The following is a 1,011-nucleotide window of genomic DNA, read 5'->3' as shown; positions in this document are numbered from 1 at the left end:
GATCAGATCATCTAAGTTCACTCACATACTTAGAGCAATGCCAAAGCCTCGCTACAGAACAACTAACTGGAAACAATATAACCAAGCCCTAATCAATCGTGGTTCACTGACATTCTGGATTGATGAGGAAGCGATTCAACAGTGGAAGCAACTCAAGCAAGGTAAACGAGGTCGACCTCGATTGTTTAGTGACTTAGCCATTACGACCGCCCTCATGGTTAAACGAGTATTCGCGATGCCGTTGAGAGCGTTACAAGGATTCATCGATTCTGTTTTCAAACTCGCTCAACTCCCGTTGTCATGTCCTCATTATTCATGCATCAGTAAACGAGCCAAAACGGTTAATGTGTCATTCAAGACAAAGACCCGAGGCGCAATACAGCATTTAGCCATTGATGCAACAGGGCTAAAGGTCTACGGTGAAGGTGAATGGAAAGTAAAAAAACATGGTACTGACGGGAAGCGTCGAGTTTGGCGTAAGCTCCATTTAGCCGTAGACACTGGCACTCATGAAATCATTGCGGCTGAGTTAAGTTTATCGAATGTCACTGACGGTGAAGCTCTTCCTAATTTACTGAATCAAACTCGTCGTAGAATCAATGAGATATCTGGTGATGGAGCTTACGATACAAGACAATGCTACGAAGCAATACGTATTAAACAAGCTGTTCCACTTATTCCACCGAGAGAAGGTGCTGCTTTTTGGTTACGAGGTCACCCCCGTAATCTGGCGGTAGCTTGCCAGAAATTATACGGCTCAAATAAACATTGGAAAAAGAAGTACGGTTACCATAAACGGTCACTTTCAGAGACGGCTATGTTCCGTGTAAAGACACTGTTTGGTGGGCGATTAAGTTTAAGAAACTATAATGCTCAGGTTGGTGAAACCTACGCCATGATTAAAGCGTTGAATAAGCTCACAGGGTTAGGTATGCCTAAAACGATAGAAATAGCCTAATAATCACCCATACTGGCCGTTTCTATCTGAGATCCAATTAGGAAACAAAGCCG

General features: G+C 43.3%; 1 protein-coding gene. It reads left to right on the top strand.

Going from position 1 to position 1,011, the window contains the following annotated elements:
• Positions 1 to 37: 37 nt before the first annotated feature.
• The gene (locus AB6E30_RS22515) at positions 38 to 958 is read left to right on the top strand and encodes an IS5 family transposase (protein WP_029236538.1); all 921 of its coding nucleotides are present in this window, start codon (positions 38 to 40) and stop codon (positions 956 to 958) included.
• Positions 959 to 1,011: the final 53 nt, after the last annotated feature.

It is taken from the genome of Vibrio sp. 10N.247.311.12 (assembly GCF_041467515.1).
In the GTDB taxonomy this organism is placed as follows: Bacteria; Pseudomonadota; Gammaproteobacteria; order Enterobacterales; family Vibrionaceae; genus Vibrio; species Vibrio crassostreae_C.
This window is presented reverse-complemented; position numbering and strand designations above follow the sequence as displayed.